Genomic DNA, 20,164 nt, shown 5'->3' on the forward strand with positions numbered 1-20,164 from the left:
GCGGACACCGGCCGGCGGGTACAACCCGACCGACGTTAGCGGCGTAGGGCGAAGGCCCTGCGCCGTTTTTGTTAAAACTGCGCAGCCAAATTTGCCTTGCACCGACGTCTATGAGCTTTCTAGGATCGAAGAAACCTTGAAAGGATATGCGACCAATGACGGAAGAGGCCGAGGCAGAGACTACAGAAACTCCGGCCGTCCGCAAACCAAAGGTGCCGCGAAATTCCCAAGCCAGAAAGCCAAAAAATATTTCTGCTCCGGACCGTAAAACAGTGGCAGAAAAACCTGTGAAACCGAAACGATCACGCCCGGTTAGAGCTTTCCCAGCAGGCCCCTTTGATGAAGCTGCGAAATTTTCAAAGACTTTATATGATTTAGGAAGCGGTACTCCAGTTCGACGCTTAACGCTGTTTGATCATCTACAACGCGCACCAGATAGCGGCCTCAGCCGCATGTTGGTAACAAATGCCAGCAGATACGGATTAATAAAGGGAAATTACACTAGCCCTCAATTAGAACTTACGGATGACGGCAACAATCTATTTGATGAAAGCACCAGCATTCGAGAGAAAGCGCGCTTATCTGCTAAGCTGGCTATATTGGATATCCCTCCGTTCAAATATCTGTACGACAAGTTTGCAAATGCAAAATTACCGCCTCGTGCTACGCTTATCGACTCCTTGAATGAGTTCGGCATAGCAGATGAGACAATAGAGGAAGGCGTCGATACATTTATTGTGAATTTGAAGTTTGTAGGATTACTACAAAATCTTTCAGGGGCAGACCGAGTAGTTTCGATAGACCACCTGATGGATTCTCTTCCGTCAGTCAATCGAAACAGCTACGCAGATTCAGCTACACCGGTCGCTTCGACTGGCCAAAATCTTATGACCCAAGAGCAGGCTGAATTTGAAACAACCTGTTTCTACATAACAGCGATTGGCCCAGCAGATTCCGATCAGAGAAAACACTCAAACCTATTTCTAGCGAATATTGTCGAACCAGCTATACAGACACTTGGCTTGAGGGTTGTAAGGGCTGATCAGATCGACACGCCCGGCATGATCACTAAACAGATAATTGAATACCTTTTAAAAGCACGACTCGTTGTCGCAGATTTATCTTTTTCTAATGCGAATGTCTTTTACGAACTCGCGCTCCGTCATGCAATCCGCCTACCCATTGTTCAAATCATTCGCCATGGAGACCCGATACCTTTTGATATAAATCAAATGCGTACAATTATTATCGATAATAGAGACATTTATACTCTGCTTCCGAATGTTGAACTATACCGATCGGAAATAGCGAGCCAAGCCCGTCGAGCGCTAGATGTGGGAATGGAGGTAGACACCCCAGTTTCGATGTATTTCCCCCAAGCCAAGCTAACGATATAGTACGTCCGGGGTTGTTATTGGGTGCGATAGTACATGACCGAAATTCACTGTTAGCTGGTCAACCTTCACTTCCCCCGAAGCGCAATCTCCAACGCCACCTCCCACCCGCCCGGCTCCCACTGGCTGCGCCGCCCACCCCGCCGCCATTCCAGCTGCGCATATTCCACCATCCGCATCTCCTCCTCAGCCAACAACAACCGCGCGCGGTAGTCCTTCGCCTTGCGCTCCAGATACGCCGCGTTGCTCTCGCCGCGCTTCGGGGCGAGGTCGGGTTCGGCCAGTCCCTTCGCCCGCTTGTCGTTCCACGCGATCATCTGCATCGCCTGATGCACGGTCATCGCCGGGATCGGCGGGGGATCGTTGTGCTGCCAATGGTCGTGGACGTTCGCTTCGGGCAGCGAGCTTTCGAGTAGCGCGAGTTCGAGGCGTTCGGACCCAACCGCCAGCGCGACGCGCATTTCGCGGGCGAAGCCGGGGTTATTGCGCGCGCGGGCGTAGAAGCTCGAATGCGCGAAGCCGGCGGCGGCTGCGGAGAGACGGACGTTGGCGGTGGCGCTCAAGCCGGCGAGGAAGCGTTGTTCGGCGTCGCGGTCGATCGTACGGGTTTTCGAGACGCGCAGTTGCAGGCGGCCTTTCGAGCGGACGATGCGTGCCGGCCCTTCCGTCTGCTCGGGTTTGGCGAGGCGGGCGGCGGCGAGGGTCAGCGCCGCCTCCCAGCGCTGGGCGAAGTCGGGGTCGGCGTTGCGGCGCTTGGTGAGCATCGAGCGGTTGAGGCCGGTTACGCGCGCGGCGTCGCGGGCGTTGCCGCTACGTTCGAGTTCGGAGAGGAAGGCGGCGTTCTGCAGCGCCTGCTTGCGGCTGTACGGGCGGGGTTTGCGATCGGACATGGCGCCAAGAGGATCAGGCGGAATCCTACATTGCAAGGGGGGTGCTTTTGCGCTAAGCGCGCGCCTTCCCAAACGACAGTTTTGGAAACCATGGCGGGAGGCCGGTCCGACAGGGCCGCGCCGCACGGACCGCTAAACTTGAAAGAGAGTGATACCCATGGCCAAAAAGATTACCGGCTATATCAAGCTGCAGGTGCCGGCGGGCGAAGCCAAGCCATCGCCGCCGATCGGCCCGGCGCTGGGTCAGCGCGGCGTGAACATCATGGAATTCTGCAAGGCGTTCAACGCGCAGACTTCGGCGGGCGACATTTCGAAGGGCACCCCGCTGCCCACGATCATCACCGTCTATGCCGACCGTTCGTTCAGCTTCGAGACGAAGACGCCGCCGGCGACCTATCTCATCAAGCAGGCGATCAACCTGAAGTCGGGTTCGAAGGAACCGGGCAAGGTGAAGGCCGGCAGCATCAAGCGGTCGCAGCTGAGCGAGATCGCGACGATGAAGATGAAGGATCTGAACGCCAACGACATCGACGCGGCGACGAAGATCATCGAAGGTTCGGCCCGCGCGATGGGCCTCGAAGTGGTGGAGGGTTAAGACTGTGGCCAAGCTGACCAAGAAGGCGAAGACCCTCGCCGCTGCCGTCGATGCGCAGAAGCTGTACGGCGTCGACGAAGCGATCGCGCTGGCGAAGACCCATGCGACCGCCAAGTTCGATGAGACGATCGAAGTCGCACTGAACCTGGGCGTCGATCCGCGTCACGCCGACCAGATGGTCCGCGGCGTGGTGACCCTGCCCAAGGGCACCGGCAAGACCGTGCGCGTCGGCGTGTTCGCCCGCGGCGCGAAGGCTGAAGAAGCCACCGCGGCGGGTGCCGATGTCGTCGGCGCCGAAGACCTGATGGACGCCATCCAGGGCGGCAAGATCGATTTCGATCGCTGCATCGCGACCCCGGACATGATGGGTCTGGTCGGTCGTCTCGGCAAGATCCTGGGTCCCAAGGGCCTGATGCCGAACCCGAAGCTCGGCACCGTCACGATGAACGTCGCGGCTGCGGTCGAAGCGGCCAAGGGCGGCCAGGTGGAATACCGTGTCGAAAAGGCCGGCATCATCCATTCGGGCATCGGCAAGGCGTCGTTCGCCGCCGAAGACCTGCGCGCGAATTTCGACGCGCTGGTCGATGCGGTGGTCAAGGCCAAGCCGTCGGGCGCCAAGGGCAAGTATGTCCGCAAGGTTGCGGTCAGCTCGTCGATGGGCCCGGGGATTAAAGTTGACACGACGGAAGTCGCCGGAGCGTAAGCTTCGGGCCGCACCGCTTTAGCGTCAGCTAAATCGGAGACGGCTGACAACCGGCCGGCGGGGCGTAGCACCCGACCGACGACGCGGGATTTACTCCCGCGTCGGCCGCCAGACAGAACAAGGGGTCGGAGGCTTGGTGCTTCCGGCCCCTTTTCTCTTACCCTCAAATATTCCCCTGCTCCGCCTCCGGCACGTCATCGTCCGGGCCATAATACAGCGCCGCGCATTCCGCACGCAGGCACCCGCCCTCGATGACGATATCGTCGCGATAGGCGTCGGCGATGAAGCTCAGCGTATCGATATGGCGGTCCTCGAAATACATTTCGTGGACGTCGTCGCGGCCGGCGCCATAGACGACACGGCCGACCTTCGACCAGATCGAGGCCATGGTGCACATGCCGCAGGGTTGCAGCGTCGAATAGAGCGTCGCGCCGCGCAGCTCCATGTCGCCCTCGCTCTCACAGGCGCGACGGATCGCCATCATCTCGGCATGCGCCGTGGCGTCGGGCAGTTCCTGCGTCTGGTTGGGTTCGGCCGACAGCACGCGATCGCCCAGGACGATGATCGCGCCGAGCGGCGAGCAAGACGGGTCGTCGCCCTTGGTCCGGGCGATGGCGATCGCCTGCCGCATCCAGTGTTCGTCTTGTGCGCTCAGCATCGGCAATTCCCTTCGCGCGGCGTAACGCGCAGGCGACGCGAAAGATTCAGGTCGCGGCGGCGAGGATATCGTCGCTGGAGGCCGGAGCGATGCCGAGCGTCGCGAGCAGGGCCAGTACCGCATCCCACCAGCGCCAAAAGGCGGCGAGATCGGCGGCGTCGCGGACATAGGGGGTGTGGCCGGGCACGAGACTGGGCGAATGATAGGAGAAGTTGAGGACGCGCACCCCCTCGTCCACCGCGACCCGGATCGCCTCCAGCGCGTCGGCCAGCGGCATGTCCTCTGGCGTGAGTGCGACGCGATGGAGCAGGCCGAGCCGAGCGAGCACGCCGCGTCCACGCGGGATACGGCCGGCGCCTTCGTACAGTCGCTGGCCGCCACGCCGCAGCCGCCCGGTGAAGACGGTGGTCAGCGGCAGTTCGACGAGGCAGCCGTCGGGACCGGTATGAAACGCAGCGTTGCCGATGGCGCGATAATCGGGTCCGCCCTGTGCGCGGTAATCATAGCGCGCGCGCATCGAGCTATCGAGGCGATAGCCGCGCTCTGCCAGCAACGTGAGCGTCGCCGGCCCCAGCCCGTAGCGGCCGGCGCGATAGACGGTCGGGCGAGTGCCGGTGATCGCGGTCAGCGAGTCGGTCAGCCGGTCGAGCTTGGCAGCCTCCAGCGCAGGCGGCAGGTTGCCGGCGAAGCTGCTATGCGCGGTCAGCGCCTCGTCGAACGGCGGGTTGACCCACGGATGTAGCTGCGCACCGATCGTTGCGCGGCCGTGCGCGACGATGCCGCGCAACGCTTCGATCGCCGCGGGATCGGTCGCGACCGGATAGTCGACCAGATAGCAGCTTGCGACGCCATGGTCGGCAAAGCGGCGATGCGCGTCGGGCAAGGCGGCGACGGCGCTCACCCCCCAGCCGTCATGGCGGAACGGCGCGCGCCAGTCGAACTCCTCCTCGGTATCGACGAAGACAGTGAAGCGCGTGCCGAAACCGTCGCGCCAGGTCACCGGACGGCCGTCGGCGGGCCGGAACGGGACCATCAGCGCCGCTGCGCCCGTCCGATTTCCACGACATTGGCAGCGGGCAGCCGCAGCGTCAGCGTCGCCGAGCCGAACACCAGCGTGCCCTCGAGCTCGCGGGCGAGGTTGCGTGCGAGGCGCAGCGCGAAGCCGGTGCCGAGCAGCGACATGTCCTCTTCGCCATCATCGACGTCGAACACGCTGTTGCCCGGCCACGCGTCGAGCGCCTGCGGACGGTCGAGCACGATCGCGACATAGCCGTCGCCTTCGAGGCCGACACGGACATGGATCGATTCATCTCGCCCGCCGGCCGACACCAGGGTCGCGAGCAGCCGCGCGAGCAGGCGTTCGACCGCGCGGCGATCGCCGGCGACGGCGATATCGGTCGGCTCGACCTCCAGCAGCGTGCCCCGCAATTCGCACAGCGACACGAGATCGGCGGCGATGACGTCGAACAGCGGCCCCAGCGCCACCCGGTCGTCGCGCAGGTCGAGTGCGTCGCCATCGATCCGCGCGGCAAGGTCGAGATCGTCGATCACCGCGACCAGATCGCGCGAATGGTTCAGGATCGCGCCGGCACGGTCGCGATACACCGGCAGCACCGGGCCCAGCAATTCCTGCTGAATCATCTCGGCAAAACCGGCGATCGCACCGGCGGGCGTGCGCAGTTCGTGGACGAGCTGTCGCAGCTGGGCGACGCCGGCGTCGCGATTGGGTTCGGCGCGTTCGCCGTGATAGGGCCGCCGGGCGGTACCGCGATAGCCGATGAAGCGGCCGGTCGCATGGTCGAACGCGGGCACGCCCGACACGAACCATTCGCCGGTGGCATCGCTGTCCCCGCCGATGGTCAGGCGCGCATCGCGGAACGGCGCGCGCTTGCGCAGCGCACCGGCGGCGATCGCGTCGAACCGGGCATGGCCGGGCGTCGCGCAGAAATCGAGCGACAGGCCGATCAGCGGCGCGCGGCTCACCCCGTCGACCCAGCGGATCTGCCCGGTGGCGTCGGCTTCGAAGCGGAAACTGTCCTGCGGCGTGACCGGCGGCGGCGGGGGCGGCGCGCCGTCATGCGCGCGCTCGAACGCCTCGATCCGCGCCATGACGTCGGCGATACGGAACGGTCCGGCGGGATCGGGTTCGGCGGCCGGCGCGAGGAAATTCGGTTCGGGAACGGACTGCTCGGCGACCGGTTGTGGCACCGCCGCGAGGACGGGCGGTGGTGCGGGGGCGACAGGCGGGGCCTGCTCGACAGGGCGGTCGTTGGGGAGCACCAGATCGACCGACCCGAAGCTGTCGAGCGCGCGGTGGACGGCGGGATCGAGGTCGCGGCGGTTGCGCACCACGCCGCGCGCAGGCGGCGACAGGCGCGGCAACAGCGCCTGCCACTGATCGACCGACAGCGACGCGCTACGCAGCACCGGCAACGCGGCCTCGATCACGTCGGTCGCGAGCAAGTCGACCAGTTCGAACGGCGGGCGGGCATATTCGAGGTCGCGGGCGCTGGCGATGCGCACGGTGCGCGGCACATGATCGCGCAGATCGTGGAGCAGGGCGATGGCGCGGGGGTCGGGCGATACCCGGCCGCGCCCGATCAGGTCGACCAGTTGCCGCCACACCGACGCGCGCGCGCCCTCACCCGACAAATCGGCAGCGAGAACCGTTTCGAGAGTGTCGTCGAAGTGCACCAGCCACCCGTGAAAACGCCCCGCGAAGCCGCGACGCTAAGGAACCCTTAACGAGGAGAAACGCATTCCGAAACTGCTCAATTTCGGTACGTCGCAATGTGGGACAATTACGCTTCCGCGCAATTTTGTGATGCTGTAGGCAGGGCTTTCATTCGAACCGAACCACGGACCGTAACTTATGGCTTTCGATCGTATCGACCGGCAGATCCTGTCGCTATTGCAGGAGGACGGGCGGATGACGAACGTCGAACTGGCCGAGCGCGTCGGGCTGACGGCCCCGCCCTGCCTGCGCCGCGTACGCGCGCTGGAGGAAGCGGGTGCGATCAAGGGCTATCACGCCGCGCTCGACCCGCGGCTGCTGGGCTTTACGATCACGGTGTTCGCGCTGGTCAGCCTAAAGAGTCAGGCGGGCAGCGATCTGGCGGCGTTCGAGGCGCATGTCGCGACGATCCCCGAGGTCCGCGAATGCCATATGCTGAACGGCGAGATCGACTTCATCCTGAAGATCGTCGCGGCCGATCTGGAAAGCTTCCAGTCGATGCTGACGACGCAGCTGATTACCGCGCCGAATGTGGCGAGCGTGAAGACGTCGCCGACGGTGCGGACTTCGAAGGCATTGCCGGGGATACCGGTGGTTACGGAATAGGGTTGGGGTTGCCGGGAGAATATTTCCCGGCGGCGCTGCGGTAGCCCTGCTTCCCCCTACCCCACCGGCCGCTCGCCCTCCACCCGTTCGCTTCGAGCGCGGGTTCGAGTTTGTCGATAACCGTCGTCGAGAAGGTGGTGCCACAAACGGCGCGTTCTCGACGGACGCTTCTCGACAAGCTCGAAGCTGCTCGAACCGAACGGATTTGGGGTTTGTGGCTTGTGGGTTGTGGCTTGGGACTCCAAGTCCTGGATGCGGCGTCTTTCCTGCGCTTCCTACCCTCGCCCTCTCCCGTTTGCTTTGAGCGCAGGTTCGAGCCTGTCGAGAACCGTAGTCGAGAAGGCGGTGCCCAAAACTACAGCGTTCTCGACGGGCGCTTCTCGACAAGCTCGAAGCTGCTCGAACCGAACGGTTTTTTCTGTGGATGAAGGTAGGCCCGCCCAAACAAAAACGGCCCGGACAGTCGCCTGTCCAGGCCGCTTCGTAGTCATGCTGACCGCGATCAGTTGTTGCCGACGACCGGGGTCGAGGCGACGATGCGCGGCTGGTCGACGAACAGCGTCCAGAAGGTCGCGATTTCGCCGCGCGGGCCGTTGGTCACCTTGGCGAGCGACGCCTTGGCTTCGGCCGCGTTGCCCGAACGTGCCTGGGCAATGCCGATGCGGGTGTTGACTTCGTCAGCGTCCACGCCGCCCTTCTGGAGCGCCAGCTGATACAGCTCGATCGCCTTCCCGTTGTTGCCGGTCGCGAGATAGACGTTGCCGGCTGCCGCCGCGGCACGGCCGTTCGCGCCCGACTTCGCGCGGGTCTCGAGCGCCGCGACCGAACCATCGGCCTTGATCTGGGTCTGGGCGGTGGTCTTGATACCGTTGAACACCGTCGCCGATGCCGGGATCTTGCCTTGCGCGCGACCTTCGTCGATCAGCGTGACGGTTTCGTACGGCAGGCCGATGTCCTGCGTGACCTGCGCATATTCGCGATAGTCGTTCTGGTCGGCCAGCGACTTGGTATCGCGCATCAGACGCAGCACGTCGACACGCGCCTGGTTGCCGAGCGTCGCGCCGTTATTGTCGGCACGGTCGCGGAACAGGATCAGCACCTTGCGCCAGTTCGCCTGGGTCGGATAGTCGGTCAGCTGACGGCGCGCCCACTGGCCGGCCTGGGCCGAACGCTTCGCCTTGTACAGCTGCGACACCATATAGTCGTACCACTGCGACGGCACCGGCTGACCGGCGGCCTTCTTCGCGGCAATGACCTTGTCCATATTCTGGATGCCGGCATCGATATTGCCGCCCTGAATCTCGATCTGGGCGAGGCGCAGGTCGAGGTCGGGGTCGTTATAGCCAGCCTGCTGCGCGCGCTGGAAGAACTGCTTGGCGGCGTCGCCCTGCTTCGCGTCGAGCGCGAGGATGCCGCGGTTGAAATACAGGCCACCGCGTTCCTCGGGCTTCAGCTTGGGGCTGGCGAGCAATTCATCGATCGCGGCGGCGAGTGCCGGGCGATCGTTCTTGCCCTGTGCGGCCTGCACCTTGATCTGGGCGAGGAAATAAGCCTCGTCCTGGTTGCCGGCGGTCATCGCCGCCTGCGCAGCGGCGAGCTGCGCATCGGCGGTCGCAAAGTCCTTCGCCTTCACCGCGGCGTCGGCGGCGAGGATCGCGGTGCGGAATGCTTCGCTGACCTGCGGGCCGGCGGGGGCAGCTTCTTCCTTCTTGCGCTTCTGGGCGTCGGCCGGCGGGGCGACGACCAGGGTTGCACCCAGGCCGAGCATGGCGGCGAGGGCAGCCTTGGAAACGAACGTCATGCCGTGATCTCTCCCGAAAACTGGTGCCGGAAACACGCCCGGCAGGCGCGGTTCCTGTAGGTCCAACGACGCATCCGCACAAGCGGGCGCGCGTCGTCCGTTGCCGGACACCGCGTGAACGCGCGTTGAACGGTTGGGGTCCCTCCCTTTGACGACAGCGGTGCGGGCGGATAGGCGACGACGATGATCGCGATCCTTTCCCCCGCCAAGACGCTCGATTACGACAGCCCCCTGCCCGCTTTGCCGCAGCACAGCATGCCGCGCCTGCCCGAGCAGACCGGACAGATTGCGCGCGGGGCGGCGCGGCTGGGCGCGGCGAAGCTGGCGACGCTGATGAAGATTTCGCCGAAACTCGCCGAGCTGAACGCACGGCGCTATCGCGAATTCGACGGTGCGCCCGAGCGGCCGGCGCTGCTGGCGTTCGCCGGCGACGTCTATACCGGGTTCGATGCGAAGTCGCTGGAGGAGCCGGGTTTCGCCTTTGCGCAGGATCATGTGCGAATCCTGTCGGGGCTGTACGGGCTGCTGCGGCCGATGGACGTGATTCGACCCTATCGGCTGGAAATGGGGACGCGCTGGGCGCCGGGGCGGGCGAGCGACCTCTATGGCTTTTGGGGGACGCGGATCGCGGACCTGCTGGCACAGGACGTGGCGGCAAGCGGCGACGCGGTAGTGCTGAACCTTGCCAGCCAGGAATATTGGCATGCGGTGGCGGGGAAGCTGCCGGGCGATGTGCGGGTGATCGACGTCGATTTCCGCGAGAACGGGCCGGACGGGCCGCGCTTCGTCAGCTTCCATGCGAAGCGCGCGCGGGGGATGATGGCGCGGTGGATGTGCGAACATCGGGTGACCGATGTCGACGCGATGCAGGGGTTCGACAGCGACGGCTATCGCTTTGCCGGGGCGGAGGGGGATCGCTGGACGTTCGTTCGCGGTTAGGTGAACAGCGACAACAGCGCCAGCACCACCGACGATCCGGCGAGCGGGCCGATGAACATGACCAGTAGGAACATGGCGATCGTGCCGATCATCACCCGTTCCTGCGGCCGGGTCAGTCGCGCGGGCGGTTGCGGCGGTTCATAGCCGTCGGGCGGCGGTGGCCAGGCGTTGGAGTCGTAGAACATCGCCCCTCCTTCAACGACGCGCCGCGACGACAATCGCCGCGCTCGACAACAGGATTGCGGAGACCAACGCGCCGATCGACAACAGCCCGACCGGGGTCACCGACACCTCCGCCTTCAGCCGCAACTTGCGGCCGGCGCGCAGGGTCAGAGCGGCGCGATTGGGATCGGTCATCCGGGCCATAACGCCGCAATCGCGATTGCTATCCCGCGCGAACGGGCAGCGTCTTGCCGGTCGTGCGATCCAGCCCGCGCGCGGTGACGATGTCGAGCAGCGTCGCGCCGATGACGAAGGCGATCGATCCCCACACCGCCCGGTTCCTGGGCGCCGATCGGGCGGCGAAGGCGAGCGCGGTCAGGTCCATCGCGTCGCCCGCCACCCGGTTCCAGACATTGGTGGCGACGGCGGGCGCGGCGAGGAGATTGGCCCCGGCGAGCAGTTCGCGGGCACCGAAGCCCTTTACCAGCCCCTCATGCCCATCGGCATCGAGCGATGCGGTAATGCGTTTTGTGGCGAGCAGTTCGACTGCGCCAAGCGCAATCGAAAAGAGTCCGAGGCCGAAGCCCAGCTTGCGATAGTCCATGGTCGTCCCTTCGCTGGCGAATGCGTCGGGAACGGCGGGCGGATCAGGCCGGTTCCGGATAAAGTCGCTAACTTACAGCAGGTTACGCGATGGCAGGTCGAGCAATTGGTGGGATATTCCAGCCCTCGCGAGACCTCCGAAAAGATCCGCCGCCGTGTCCCCGCGAAGGCGGGGACCCAGGGCCAGAGGCGCAAGCCTTTGTTTTGCTTGGCTCTGGACCCCCGCCTCCGCGGGGGTACGAATGGGTTCGGCGATAGCTGGTGGACCGTAGCAAAGGCCTCACCTTCGCTGCGGTGACGAGCGTGACAGAAACGTCTTCGAACCAAAAAGGCGCCCCCGCTGCGTGGCGGGGGCGCTCCCTCTCCTGACCGTTACGCCAGTTCGCGCACCTTGGGCGCGGCGTCGCGGACGCCGGCGTCGACCGCATCGGCGAACTGCGCAAAGTTGTGGTTGAACAGGTCGACGAGCTTGGCGGCGGTGCGGTCATACGCATCGCCATCGGCCCAGGTCGAACGCGGGTCGAGGATCGCGGCGTCGACGCCCGGTACCGATACCGGCACTTCGAACCCGAAATTGGGATCGGTGCGGAATTCGGCATCGGCCAGCGACCCGTCGAGCGCGGCGTTGAGCAGCGCGCGCGTCGCCTTGATCGGCATGCGACGTCCCTCGCCATATTGGCCGCCGGTCCAGCCGGTATTGACCAGCCAGCAATCGACATTGCCCTTGGCGATCCGCTCCTTCAGCAGATTGCCATAGACCGAGGGGTGACGCGGCATGAACGGCGCGCCGAAGCAGGTCGAGAAGACCGGTTCCGGCTCGGTCACGCCGATCTCGGTGCCAGCGACCTTCGACGTATAGCCCGACAGGAAGTGGTACATCGCCTGGTCAGGGGTCAACCGCGCGATCGGCGGCAGGATGCCGAAGGCATCGGCGGTCAGCATCACCACGTTGCGCGGCGTCGGCCCCATATTGTCGCTCGACGCATTGGGGATGAAGTCGATCGGATAGGCGGCGCGCGAATTTTCGGCGATGCTGGGATCGTCGAGGTCGAGCGTGCGGGTGTCCGGGTCCATGACCACGTTTTCCAGCACGGTTCCGAAGCGCTTGGTCGTTGCGAAGATTTCCGGCTCGGCCTCGGCCGACAGGCGGATCATCTTGGCATAGCAGCCGCCTTCGAAATTGAAGACCGCCGTGTCGGACCAGCCATGTTCGTCGTCGCCGATCAGCGTGCGGCTGGCATCGGCCGACAACGTCGTCTTGCCGGTGCCCGACAGGCCGAAGAACACCGCCGTGTCGCCGTTCGGGCCGATATTGGCCGAACAGTGCATCGGCATCGTGCCGGTTTCGGGCAGCAGGAAGTTGAGCAGGCCGAACACCGACTTCTTCATCTCGCCGGCATATTGCGTGCCGCCGATCAGGATCAGCTTTTCGGTCATGCTGACCGCGATCACCGTTTCGGTGCGGCAGCCATGGCGTTCGGGATCGGCGCGGAAGGTCGGCAGGTCGATGATCGTGAAATCGGGCATGAAATCGGGCAGGTCGGCGGCTTCCGGCCGGACCAGCATCGTGCGGATGAACAGATTGTGCCACGCCAACGTGTTGATCACGCGCACCTTCACCCGGTGTTCGGGCTGCGATCCGCCGAACAGGTCCTGCACGAACAGCGTCGGTTCGGTGGTCAGCTGTTCGAGGAAGTCGGCCTTCAGCGCCGCGAAATGTTCGGGGTTCATCGCGCGATTGGTCTTGCCCCACCACACCGTATCTTCGGTGATGGCGTCACGGACCATGAACTTGTCCTGCGGGCTGCGGCCGGTATGGCGGCCGGTGGTGACGACCAGCGGGCCGTCCTTGGCCAGCCGCCCCTCGCCCCGGGCCACCGCCTGTTCGACGAGCTGCGGCGTCTGCAGATTCCAGTGCACATCGGCCCCGGTCTCGATTCCCATCGCTGCCAGCCCGTATTGCGGCGTCACGATCGCCATGCTGCCCTTCTCCCTGTCGAATCACGGGCAGCGCACGCCATGTCCGCCGTCCCGCGCCGAGTTCGCTGTGCTTCCTCTATGCTTGGCAGAGCACGTCGTCAAACACGTTAAACATGATTTTCGACATGCCGTTTGTTGTGGGCGACCAATATGGGACGAACCGAATACGGCGAACAATTATATGATGATTTGAGTTTGCCGAACCCATTGAGCCTAGCCCCCCTTTCCCCTAACCCTGATCGCGATGCAGACGGACCCCAGGCCATGACCGCCACGATCGCGCTGGTCGACGACGACCGCAACATTCTGACCTCCGTCTCGATCGCGTTGCAGACCGAAGGGTTCACGACCCGCGTCTATTCGGACGGCGAAGTGGCGTTGAAGGCATTTGCCGAAAATCCGCCCGACTTGGCCGTGCTCGACATCAAGATGCCGCGCATGGACGGCCTAGAGTTGCTGCGCCGATTGCGCGAGCGCAGCCGGTTGCCGGTGATCTTCCTGACCAGCAAGGACGACGAGCTGGACGAGGCGCTGGGCCTGGCGATGGGTGCCGACGACTATATCGCCAAGCCGTTTTCGCAGCGGCTGCTGATCGCGCGTATCCGCGCCATCCTGCGTCGGGCCGAACCGGCACAGGCGGGCGAGCCGGGCAGCGCTGAAGGCGGGCAGCCGGTACTCGAACGCGGGCGCCTCGCCATGGACCCGGCGCGGCACAAGGTGACGTGGAACGGCGAGAACGTGACGCTGACCGTCACCGAATTCCTGATCCTCGAAACGCTCGCCAGCCGCCCCGGCATCGTCAAGACCCGCAACCAGCTGATGGACGCCGCCTATCAGGACGACATCTATGTCGACGACCGCACCATCGACAGCCATATCAAGCGCCTGCGCCGCAAGTTCCGGCAGGTCGACAAGGAATTCGACGCGATCGAGACATTGTATGGCGCGGGGTATCGCTTCGCCGACGATTGAGATGGCCAGCCTCGCCGCACCCTCGCGCGGGCGGGGGTCCAGAGCCGAGCAAAACGTCGGCTGGTGGTTGGGGCCCCTGGACCCCCGCCTGCGCGGGGGTACGGTAGTGGTTGGGGAGAGGCATGCCCGACGCTGATCCCATCGACCGGCCGCCCGACGAAGGCGCACTGTCGTTGCGCTGGTCGGGCCGCGTGTCGCTGACCCCGCGCATCCTGTTCGTCAACATCTTCGCACTCGCGCTGCTGGCGGGCGGCTTCTTCTATCTCGACAGCTACCGCGCGCGGATCGTCGACGGGCGGGTGGCGCAGGCCGAGCGCGAGGTCCGGCTGATCGCCGAGGCGCTGACGCTGCTGGCGCCCGACGAACGCACCGACGAAATGGTCAATTTCGCGCGCAAATCGGGGCTGCGGCTGCGCATCTACGACCGGCGCGGGCGGCTGGTCGCCGACAGCCGGCAGCTGGGCGTGCGCAATTTCCAGCTGCTCGATCCCGACAAGGATGGCTGGCAACAGGATGCCGCGCGCGCGCTGGACGCGGTGATCGACACCGTCGTGCGCAACGATCGCGACCCGCTGTACCGCGAACGCGCACCCGGACGCGGCCTGCGCTGGCCCGACGTGGTGACGGTGCGCACCACCGGTGGCACGGCGGCGACGGTATGGCGCGCGCCCGACCGCACGCCGGTCGTCACCGCCGCCGCGCCGCTGCCCGAGGACCGGGTGCTGATGGCGACGGTCAACGCCCGCGACATTACCCAGACGGTGCGGACCGAACGCGCGCGATTGAGCCTGGTCCTCGCGGTCGCGTTCCTGCTGTCGGTGCTGTTGTCGCTGTTCCTCGCCCGCACCATCGTCCGGCCGATGCGGATGCTGGCGCGCGCCGCGATCCGGGTGCGGCTGGGCCGCGACCGTGAGGTCGTGGTGCCCCGCCTGCCCAGCCGCCGCGACGAAATCGGCATGCTCGCCCGCGCGCTGTCCGACATGACCGGGGCGCTGCGCAGCCGGATCGACGCGACCGAAGCCTTTGCCGCCGACGTGACGCATGAATTGAAGAACCCGCTGGCCTCGCTGCGATCGGCGGTCGATGGCCTCGCCACGGTCAAGGACCCCGATCTGCGCGACCAGTTGCTGGCGATCGTGCAGGACGATGTCCACCGGCTCGACCGGCTCATCACCGACATTTCCGACGCCTCACGCCTCGATGCGCAGCTGGCCCGGGCGAAGTTCGAGGATGTCGATCTGGCGGCGCTGATCGCGGCGCTGGTCGCGTACCGCGTCGATCGCGGGGTCGAGCGCGGCGTCACGCTGCAGTTCGAGCGCGATGGCGACGATCCGTTGGTCGTGAACGGCGAAGGCGCCCGGTTGGAGCGGGTGTTCGCCAACCTGATCGACAACGCCATCTCTTTCTCGCCGCCCGGCGGCGAAGTGCGGATCGGCGGCAGCAACGACGGCGACCTCGTCGAGATCGAAATCAGCGACGACGGCCCCGGCGTCCCCCCCGAACAGCGCGAGGCGGTGTTCCGCCGTTTCCATTCGGTCCGCCCCGGTGGCGAGGCGTTCGGCCAGCATTCGGGCCTCGGCCTTGCCATCGCCCGGACCATCGTCGAAGGGCATGGCGGTATGATCGCCGCCGAATCACGCCGCGACAGCCGCGAAGGCGCGCGCTTCGTCGTACAGCTGCCGATCGCCGGCGCATGAGCGACCCGCCGATCCATGCCAGCTGCGTCGCGATCCGCGGGGTCGGCGTGCTGATCGCCGGCCCGTCGGGATCGGGCAAGTCAGACCTTGCGCTGCGGCTGATCGAGCGTGGCGCGATACTGGTCAGCGACGATTACACGCTGCTCCATGCAGAAGGTGACGAACTCCGCGCGACCGCCCCTGCCACCATCGCCGGCCGGATCGAGGTGCGCGGGATCGGCATCGTCGATCGCCCGACCGTGCCGAGCGTCGCCATCGCCCTGTTCGTCGAAGCCGGCACGCCCGAGCGCATGCCCGAACCGTCGACTCAGCTTATCGCCGGGATCGCCATCCCCGCCTATAGACTGGCGTTGCTCGAAGCCTCGGCACCCGCCAAGATCGACCTCATGCTCGACAGGATTCTCCGATGATGCGCCATGCCGATATACTGCTCGTGACCGGCATGTCCGGGGCGGGCAAGTCGACGGTGCTCAAGACGCTGGAGGATAGCGGCTGGGACATCGTCGACAACCTGCCGCTGCGCCTGCTCGGCAACCTGATCGCCGCCAGCCCCGCCGATGCCGAGCGGCAGCTGGCGATCGGCATCGGCACGCGCACGCGCGGCTTCGATGCGCAACAGATTGTCAACGCGATCCGCGACCGGCCCGATCTGGGCGTCAGCGTGCTGTTCCTCGACAGCAGCCAGGCCGAGCTGGAGCGCCGCTATAACGAGACGCGTCGCCGCCATCCGCTGGCGACCGATCGCACCGCCGCCGACGGGATCGAGTCCGAGCGCGAGGTGCTCGAACCGCTCCGCGCCTTCGCCAATCGGCTGCTCGATACGACCAACTTCTCGCGCAACGCGCTGTCCGAATGGGTGCGTGAGACCTTTGCCGCGCCGGGCAGCGCCGATCCGGTGCTGTCGGTGCTGTCGTTCGGTTTCGCGCGGGGCGTGCCGCGCAACGCCGATATCGTGCTCGACATGCGGTTCCTGCGCAATCCGCACTGGGACCCGGTGCTGCGGCCGGGCACCGGCCTCGACGCCGATGTCGCCGCCTATGTCCAAGCCGATCCCGCCTATGACGCGGCCATCGCCTCGTTCGAAACGATGCTGTCGATCCTGCTGCCGCGGTACAAGGCAGAGGGCAAATCCTATGTCACCATCGCGTTCGGGTGTACCGGCGGGAGACACCGGTCGGTCCATGTCGCCGAACGCATGGGGGCATGGTTGCGCGAACAGGGTTTTTCGCCCACGATAGACCATCGCGATCTCGGCACCGCGCCGCAGGACTCGCTGGAAGGCGCACGGCGCGCACCATGACGGATGTAGGAACGACGACGAACATGATCGGGTTGGTTTTGGTGACGCATGGTCGTCTTGCCCAGGAGTTCGTCGTTGCGATGGAGCATGTCGTCGGCCCGCAGGAGCGGATCGAGACGGTGTGCATCGGTCCCGAGGACGATATGGAGGAACGCCGCGCCGACATCGCCACCGCGATCGCCGCGGTCGATGCCGGACAGGGCGTGATCGTGCTGACCGACCTGTTCGGCGGCACGCCCAGCAACCTCGCCATCTCGCTGATGGAAACCGGTCGGATCGAGGTGATCGCCGGCATCAACCTGCCGATGCTGATCCGGCTGGGCGGTGCGCGCAAGGCCATGAAGGTCGCCGAAGCGGTCGCCGCCGCGCGCGAGGCGGGCCGCAAATATATCTCGGTCGCCAGCGAGGTTCTGGGGGAAGCAGCGGCATGACCACCTCGCGCACCGTGCAGATCACCAACCGCCGCGGCCTGCACGCCCGCGCGTCCGCGAAATTCGTGACGATGGCCGCCGCGCAACCGATCGAGGTCAGCGTCGAAAAGGATGGATCGCGCGTCACCGGTACGTCGATCATGGGGCTGATGATGCTGGGCGCGGCCAAGGGCGACCATATTACGATCAGCGCGTCGGGCGATGGCGCCGAAGCGGTGGTCGGGCAACTCGCGCAACTGGTCGAGGACCGCTTCGGCGAGGATTGAGGGCGCACGCCCGCTCCCACGCCCGTCATCCCAGCGAAGGCTGGGATCTTCCGGTGATCGCACAAGACAGGAGCCGCGGGAGGCCCCAGCCTTCGCTGGGGCGACGTTTGGATCAGAGAGGGAGGAGAACGGCGAACCGCCCCCCAAATTTTTGGGGGTGGCCCCACCCCCGCCCCGGCCATAGGCCGAACACCATGAATATGCCGACCAAGACGGCCCTCGACGCCCTGACCGAGAAGGAAAAGCAGACGCTGCGTCTGATCGTGCGCGGGCATGATGCGAAGTCGGTGGCGGTCACGCTGGGCCTGTCGGTCCATACCATCAACGAACGGCTGCGCGACGTGCGGCGCAAGCTGGCGGTGTCGAGCAGCCGTGAGGCGGCGCGGATGCTGTTCGAGGCGGAAGGCGCGACCCCCGAAAAATTGACGGACAACAGAAACGGGGACGACGCGGCGGCAACCGCGATCGATGTCGAAACCGCGCCGGACGACGGCGCGGGGCCGGCCGTCCGGTCGCCCCGGTTCTGGATCGGAGCTTTGCTGATGACTCTCACCTTCGGCCTGCTTGCCCTCACCCTGACACCCGCAACGGTGCAGACGCCGCCCCCGCCCCCCGCGACCGCACCGGCGACCCCCGCCCCCGAAGCGGCGCGCGCCTTCCTCGAACTGGTCGATCAGGGCCGCTGGAGCGACAGCTATCGCCGGTTCGGCGTCGCGTTCCGCAAGCTGAACACCGAGCACGTGTGGGCCGATGTATCGGAGAAAGTCCGCACGCCGCTCGGTCCGGTCGTGTCGCGGACGCTGATCGGGCAGGAATATGTCCCCGCCCCGCCCTATGGCTATCGATCGGTCAAGTTCCGCACCCGCTACGCCAAGGGTGGCGAACAGATCGAGACGGTGATGCTGGATCAGGAAGCGACCGAGTGGAAGGTCGTCGGCATCACCGTCGGTTGAGAACCCGCCGCCCCGGACCCGATCCGGGGCGCGTACCGACTACCCGCGCAACCGTCGTTCTTCCTCGACCATATAGTCGCGCGTCAACGGCAGGACCCAGCGGTCGCGGGTCAGTTGCACCTGGTAATTGACCATGCCGCCATGGCGGAACGCCGCCGCCGCGCCGGCCAGATAGAAGGTCCACATGCGGTAGAATTTCTCGTCGTACAGCGCGACGATCTGGTCTTTCGCCGCCACCGTACGCGCATACCAATGGTCGATGGTCAGCGCATAATGAACGCGCAGCACCTCGATATCGCTGGCGATCAGCTTGGTGCCTTCGTAGCCGCGCACGATCTCCGACAGCGCCGGGTTGTAGCCGCCGGGGAAGACATATTTGGTCGTGAAGGTATCGGTGACCCCCGGCACGCCCATCCGGCCGATGGTGTGGAGCAGCATCACCCCGTCATCGGTCAGAAGCTCGCGGCATTTGCGGAAGAAGGCACCATATTGCGGCGGGCCGACATGTTCGAACATGCCGACCGACACGATCCGGTCGAACCGGCCGGTGACGTGGCGGTAATCGATCAGCTCGAACTTGACCTTGTCGGCGACGCCGGCGGCTTCGGCGCGGCGGCGCGCGACCTTGATTTGTTCTTCGGACAGGGTGACGCCCAGCACCTCGGCCCCGGTCTTTTCGTGCAGATACAGCGCCATCCCGCCCCAGCCGCAGCCGATGTCGAGCACGCGCATCCCCGGCTGACACGCCAGCTTGGCGGCGATATGCGCCTTCTTGTCCATCTGCGCCTGTTCGAGGCCGTTGTCGGCATTGGTGAAATAGGCGCAGCTATATTGCAGGTCGGTATCGAGGAAGAGCGCGTAGAGCCGGTCCGACAAATCGTAATGATGCGCGACGTTGCGCTTCGACCGGCGCGCCATGTTGACCCGGTCGACGCGGTGGCGGACCGCGTCGAACAGGCGGATCGGCAGCGACGGCTGCAATCCGCCGCCCCGGCCCCACGGGGTGTTGCCGGTCAGCAATTCGACCAGATCGCGGATGTCGCCGCGATCGATGACCAGCTCACCGTCCATGAACGCCTCCGCCGCGCCCAGTGCGGGATGGCGGACGATGCGGCCGGCGACACCGGACTTGGTGAAGCGGATCGCGACATCGGGAAAGGCCGGGTCGGGGCTGCCGAAACGGACGGTGCGGCCATCGGCGTGGGTCAGGGACAGGGTGCCGCGACGAACGGTGCGCGACAGGAACGTATCGATCAATGCCATGAACGGTCCGTTAAGGACCGAATGTGGCAAGTGATAGGCGGATTAACGAATTCCTCCCCGCCCCGCGGGGAGGGGGACCATCCGCAGGATGGTGGAGGGGGTTGGCCGCGCAACGCGACGGTTCCGGATACGGACATCCCCCTCCACCAGCTTCGCTGGTCCCCCTCCCCGTGCCGGGGAGGATTTGCTTGGGCTGGCGGTTCCGCTACACGCCCCC

The 20,164-nt window shown here is 65.4% G+C and carries 22 protein-coding genes; 12 read left to right on the plus strand and 10 right to left on the minus strand.

Features of this window, described 5'->3' with window-relative positions; all coding sequences use genetic code 11:
* Positions 1-155 precede the first annotated feature (155 nt).
* Complete coding sequence (locus ACTHQV_RS08645; protein ID WP_440489621.1) at positions 156-1,397, plus strand: hypothetical protein; 1,242 nt, start codon at positions 156-158, stop codon at positions 1,395-1,397.
* 65 nt (positions 1,398-1,462) lie between these two features.
* On the opposite strand, the gene ACTHQV_RS08650 is transcribed toward ACTHQV_RS08645, so the two are convergent.
* Positions 1,463-2,284, minus strand: a complete 822-nt coding sequence (locus ACTHQV_RS08650; protein WP_440489622.1) for a hypothetical protein — start codon at positions 2,282-2,284, stop codon at positions 1,463-1,465.
* 157 nt (positions 2,285-2,441) lie between these two features.
* On the opposite strand from ACTHQV_RS08650, the gene rplK reads away from it, so the two are divergent.
* Positions 2,442-2,879 carry a 50S ribosomal protein L11 gene (rplK, locus tag ACTHQV_RS08655; RefSeq protein ID WP_440489623.1) on the plus strand — a complete coding sequence of 146 codons (438 nt, stop codon included), beginning with the start codon at positions 2,442-2,444 and terminating at the stop codon, positions 2,877-2,879.
* A 4-nt stretch (positions 2,880-2,883) separates the two neighbouring features.
* On the plus strand, positions 2,884-3,582 hold the full coding sequence (rplA, locus tag ACTHQV_RS08660) for a 50S ribosomal protein L1 (protein WP_440489625.1): 699 nt from the start codon (positions 2,884-2,886) through the stop codon (positions 3,580-3,582).
* 163 nt (positions 3,583-3,745) lie between these two features.
* Here rplA and ACTHQV_RS08665 read toward each other — a convergent pair whose 3' ends face one another.
* The 3 genes from ACTHQV_RS08665 to ACTHQV_RS08675 are packed head-to-tail and all read right to left on the minus strand — an operon-like array spanning position 3,746 to position 6,934.
* The gene (locus ACTHQV_RS08665; RefSeq protein ID WP_440489626.1) at positions 3,746-4,240 is read right to left on the minus strand and encodes a nucleoside deaminase; all 495 of its coding nucleotides are present in this window, start codon (positions 4,238-4,240) and stop codon (positions 3,746-3,748) included.
* Between the two features lie 46 nt (positions 4,241-4,286).
* On the minus strand, positions 4,287-5,273 hold the full coding sequence (locus tag ACTHQV_RS08670; RefSeq protein ID WP_440489628.1) for a polysaccharide deacetylase family protein: 987 nt from the start codon (positions 5,271-5,273) through the stop codon (positions 4,287-4,289).
* Complete coding sequence (locus tag ACTHQV_RS08675) at positions 5,273-6,934, minus strand: histidine kinase dimerization/phospho-acceptor domain-containing protein (protein WP_440489630.1); 1,662 nt, start codon at positions 6,932-6,934, stop codon at positions 5,273-5,275. The genes ACTHQV_RS08670 and ACTHQV_RS08675 overlap by 1 nt, the downstream gene beginning before the upstream one ends.
* 178 nt (positions 6,935-7,112) lie before the next feature.
* Here ACTHQV_RS08675 and ACTHQV_RS08680 point away from each other — a divergent pair, with 178 nt between their 5' ends.
* The gene (locus ACTHQV_RS08680) at positions 7,113-7,580 is read left to right on the plus strand and encodes an Lrp/AsnC family transcriptional regulator (RefSeq protein WP_056454156.1); all 468 of its coding nucleotides are present in this window, start codon (positions 7,113-7,115) and stop codon (positions 7,578-7,580) included.
* A gap of 502 nt (positions 7,581-8,082) precedes the next feature.
* On the opposite strand, the gene ACTHQV_RS08685 is transcribed toward ACTHQV_RS08680, so the two are convergent.
* On the minus strand, positions 8,083-9,381 hold the full coding sequence (locus ACTHQV_RS08685; RefSeq protein WP_440489632.1) for a tetratricopeptide repeat protein: 1,299 nt from the start codon (positions 9,379-9,381) through the stop codon (positions 8,083-8,085).
* A gap of 183 nt (positions 9,382-9,564) precedes the next feature.
* Here ACTHQV_RS08685 and yaaA point away from each other — a divergent pair, with 183 nt between their 5' ends.
* Entirely contained in the window at positions 9,565-10,320 is a 756-nt protein-coding gene (yaaA, locus tag ACTHQV_RS08690) for a peroxide stress protein YaaA (RefSeq protein WP_440489633.1), read from the plus strand.
* Here the strand turns inward: yaaA and ACTHQV_RS08695 are convergent.
* From ACTHQV_RS08695 to ACTHQV_RS08710, 4 genes are all read right to left on the minus strand, one after another.
* Positions 10,317-10,505: a hypothetical protein gene (locus tag ACTHQV_RS08695; protein ID WP_440489634.1), complete on the minus strand. Its 189-nt coding sequence runs from the start codon at positions 10,503-10,505 to the stop codon at positions 10,317-10,319. The genes yaaA and ACTHQV_RS08695 overlap by 4 nt on opposite strands.
* 10 nt (positions 10,506-10,515) lie before the next feature.
* A complete protein-coding gene (locus tag ACTHQV_RS08700; protein WP_440489636.1) occupies positions 10,516-10,686 on the minus strand; it encodes a hypothetical protein in 171 nt (56 codons plus the stop codon).
* Positions 10,687-10,705: 19 nt separating this feature from the next.
* A complete protein-coding gene (locus tag ACTHQV_RS08705) occupies positions 10,706-11,086 on the minus strand; it encodes a hypothetical protein (RefSeq protein WP_440489638.1) in 381 nt (126 codons plus the stop codon).
* Between the two features lie 371 nt (positions 11,087-11,457).
* Positions 11,458-13,065 carry a phosphoenolpyruvate carboxykinase gene (locus ACTHQV_RS08710; protein WP_440489639.1) on the minus strand — a complete coding sequence of 536 codons (1,608 nt, stop codon included), beginning with the start codon at positions 13,063-13,065 and terminating at the stop codon, positions 11,458-11,460.
* Positions 13,066-13,329: 264 nt separating this feature from the next.
* Between ACTHQV_RS08710 and ACTHQV_RS08715 the strand changes: the two genes are divergently transcribed.
* From ACTHQV_RS08715 to ACTHQV_RS08745, 7 genes are all read left to right on the plus strand, one after another.
* The gene (locus tag ACTHQV_RS08715; protein ID WP_440489641.1) at positions 13,330-14,037 is read left to right on the plus strand and encodes a response regulator transcription factor; all 708 of its coding nucleotides are present in this window, start codon (positions 13,330-13,332) and stop codon (positions 14,035-14,037) included.
* A 122-nt stretch (positions 14,038-14,159) separates the two neighbouring features.
* Positions 14,160-15,734 (plus strand): stimulus-sensing domain-containing protein, encoded by a 1,575-nt coding sequence (locus ACTHQV_RS08720; RefSeq protein WP_440489642.1) that lies wholly within the window; start codon positions 14,160-14,162, stop codon positions 15,732-15,734.
* Positions 15,731-16,144, plus strand: coding sequence for an HPr kinase/phosphorylase (locus ACTHQV_RS08725; RefSeq protein ID WP_440489644.1), 414 nt, complete (start codon positions 15,731-15,733; stop codon positions 16,142-16,144). The genes ACTHQV_RS08720 and ACTHQV_RS08725 overlap by 4 nt, the downstream gene beginning before the upstream one ends.
* A gap of 32 nt (positions 16,145-16,176) precedes the next feature.
* Entirely contained in the window at positions 16,177-17,034 is an 858-nt protein-coding gene (rapZ, locus tag ACTHQV_RS08730) for an RNase adapter RapZ (RefSeq protein WP_440489942.1), read from the plus strand.
* A gap of 23 nt (positions 17,035-17,057) precedes the next feature.
* Positions 17,058-17,465 carry a PTS sugar transporter subunit IIA gene (locus tag ACTHQV_RS08735; protein WP_056454184.1) on the plus strand — a complete coding sequence of 136 codons (408 nt, stop codon included), beginning with the start codon at positions 17,058-17,060 and terminating at the stop codon, positions 17,463-17,465.
* Positions 17,462-17,731: an HPr family phosphocarrier protein gene (locus ACTHQV_RS08740; protein ID WP_440489645.1), complete on the plus strand. Its 270-nt coding sequence runs from the start codon at positions 17,462-17,464 to the stop codon at positions 17,729-17,731. Before ACTHQV_RS08735 ends, ACTHQV_RS08740 begins: the two co-directional genes overlap by 4 nt.
* Positions 17,732-17,931: 200 nt before the next feature.
* Positions 17,932-18,684: a DUF4019 domain-containing protein gene (locus ACTHQV_RS08745; protein WP_440489647.1), complete on the plus strand. Its 753-nt coding sequence runs from the start codon at positions 17,932-17,934 to the stop codon at positions 18,682-18,684.
* A gap of 39 nt (positions 18,685-18,723) precedes the next feature.
* Here ACTHQV_RS08745 and ACTHQV_RS08750 read toward each other — a convergent pair whose 3' ends face one another.
* A complete protein-coding gene (locus tag ACTHQV_RS08750) occupies positions 18,724-19,947 on the minus strand; it encodes a class I SAM-dependent methyltransferase (protein ID WP_440489649.1) in 1,224 nt (407 codons plus the stop codon).
* Positions 19,948-20,164: the final 217 nt, after the last annotated feature.

The sequence above is a fragment of the Sphingomonas sp. SAFR-052 genome (assembly GCF_051965015.1).
Lineage (GTDB): Bacteria > Pseudomonadota > Alphaproteobacteria > Sphingomonadales > Sphingomonadaceae > Sphingomonas.

What these genes read in the sequence shown, in the direction of transcription:
- ACTHQV_RS08695 (WP_440489634.1), bottom strand. Translation starts at nt 10,505, where the DNA reads ATGTTCTACGACTCCAACGCCTGGCCACCGCCGCCCGACGGCTATGAA.
- ACTHQV_RS08700 (WP_440489636.1), bottom strand. Translation starts at nt 10,686, where the DNA reads ATGGCCCGGATGACCGATCCCAATCGCGCCGCTCTGACCCTGCGCGCC.
- ACTHQV_RS08740 (WP_440489645.1), top strand. Translation starts at nt 17,462, where the DNA reads ATGACCACCTCGCGCACCGTGCAGATCACCAACCGCCGCGGCCTGCAC.
- ACTHQV_RS08685 (WP_440489632.1), bottom strand. Translation starts at nt 9,381, where the DNA reads ATGACGTTCGTTTCCAAGGCTGCCCTCGCCGCCATGCTCGGCCTGGGT.
- yaaA (WP_440489633.1), top strand. Translation starts at nt 9,565, where the DNA reads ATGATCGCGATCCTTTCCCCCGCCAAGACGCTCGATTACGACAGCCCC.
- ACTHQV_RS08750 (WP_440489649.1), bottom strand. Translation starts at nt 19,947, where the DNA reads ATGGCATTGATCGATACGTTCCTGTCGCGCACCGTTCGTCGCGGCACC.
- ACTHQV_RS08715 (WP_440489641.1), top strand. Translation starts at nt 13,330, where the DNA reads ATGACCGCCACGATCGCGCTGGTCGACGACGACCGCAACATTCTGACC.
- ACTHQV_RS08705 (WP_440489638.1), bottom strand. Translation starts at nt 11,086, where the DNA reads ATGGACTATCGCAAGCTGGGCTTCGGCCTCGGACTCTTTTCGATTGCG.
- ACTHQV_RS08710 (WP_440489639.1), bottom strand. Translation starts at nt 13,065, where the DNA reads ATGGCGATCGTGACGCCGCAATACGGGCTGGCAGCGATGGGAATCGAG.
- ACTHQV_RS08680 (WP_056454156.1), top strand. Translation starts at nt 7,113, where the DNA reads ATGGCTTTCGATCGTATCGACCGGCAGATCCTGTCGCTATTGCAGGAG.
- ACTHQV_RS08665 (WP_440489626.1), bottom strand. Translation starts at nt 4,240, where the DNA reads ATGCTGAGCGCACAAGACGAACACTGGATGCGGCAGGCGATCGCCATC.
- ACTHQV_RS08735 (WP_056454184.1), top strand. Translation starts at nt 17,058, where the DNA reads ATGATCGGGTTGGTTTTGGTGACGCATGGTCGTCTTGCCCAGGAGTTC.
- ACTHQV_RS08725 (WP_440489644.1), top strand. Translation starts at nt 15,731, where the DNA reads ATGAGCGACCCGCCGATCCATGCCAGCTGCGTCGCGATCCGCGGGGTC.
- rplK (WP_440489623.1), top strand. Translation starts at nt 2,442, where the DNA reads ATGGCCAAAAAGATTACCGGCTATATCAAGCTGCAGGTGCCGGCGGGC.
- ACTHQV_RS08650 (WP_440489622.1), bottom strand. Translation starts at nt 2,284, where the DNA reads ATGTCCGATCGCAAACCCCGCCCGTACAGCCGCAAGCAGGCGCTGCAG.
- rapZ (WP_440489942.1), top strand. Translation starts at nt 16,177, where the DNA reads ATGTCCGGGGCGGGCAAGTCGACGGTGCTCAAGACGCTGGAGGATAGC.
- ACTHQV_RS08670 (WP_440489628.1), bottom strand. Translation starts at nt 5,273, where the DNA reads ATGGTCCCGTTCCGGCCCGCCGACGGCCGTCCGGTGACCTGGCGCGAC.
- ACTHQV_RS08745 (WP_440489647.1), top strand. Translation starts at nt 17,932, where the DNA reads ATGCCGACCAAGACGGCCCTCGACGCCCTGACCGAGAAGGAAAAGCAG.
- ACTHQV_RS08645 (WP_440489621.1), top strand. Translation starts at nt 156, where the DNA reads ATGACGGAAGAGGCCGAGGCAGAGACTACAGAAACTCCGGCCGTCCGC.
- ACTHQV_RS08720 (WP_440489642.1), top strand. Translation starts at nt 14,160, where the DNA reads ATGCCCGACGCTGATCCCATCGACCGGCCGCCCGACGAAGGCGCACTG.